The organism is Mammaliicoccus stepanovicii, assembly GCF_002902525.1.
GTDB classification, from domain to species: Bacteria; Bacillota; Bacilli; order Staphylococcales; family Staphylococcaceae; genus Mammaliicoccus; species Mammaliicoccus stepanovicii.
Genome location: NZ_PPQZ01000078.1, coordinates 1 through 424 on the forward strand (window position 1 = coordinate 1; position 424 = coordinate 424).

Here is a 424-nt window from a genome sequence, read left to right on the forward strand (position 1 = left end):
TGTTACTACTGTTGTTGCTTCTGGTGATTTATTTCCATCTTTGTCTGTTGATGTGACTGGTAATACTTCTCCTCCGACTAAATCTACATTTGTTGGAATGTCAATTGTATAATTTCCGTCTTTGTCTGTTGTACCTGTTGCCGTTGTACCATCTGGGAACGTGACAGTTACGGTTGAGCCTGGTTCTGCTTTACCTGTAATTACTTTGTCTTCGCTCGTCACCGGATTTACTGTTGGTGCAACAGGTGCTGTACCATCTGTAACAACCGTTGTTGCTTCTGGTGATTTATTTCCATCTTTGTCTGATGATGTAACTGGTAATACTTCACCTCCGACTAAATCTACATTTGTTGGGATGTCAATTGTATAATTTCCGTCTTTATCTGTTGTACCTGTCGCTGTTGTACCATCTGGGAACGTGATA

The 424-nt window shown here is 40.8% G+C and carries 1 protein-coding gene; it reads right to left on the reverse strand.

Annotation, left to right across the window (positions count from 1 at the left end; genetic code table 11):
* Positions 1 to 424, reverse strand: a 424-nt coding sequence (locus CD111_RS09930) for an Ig-like domain-containing protein (RefSeq protein ID WP_240610504.1), incomplete at both ends; no start/stop codon positions are given.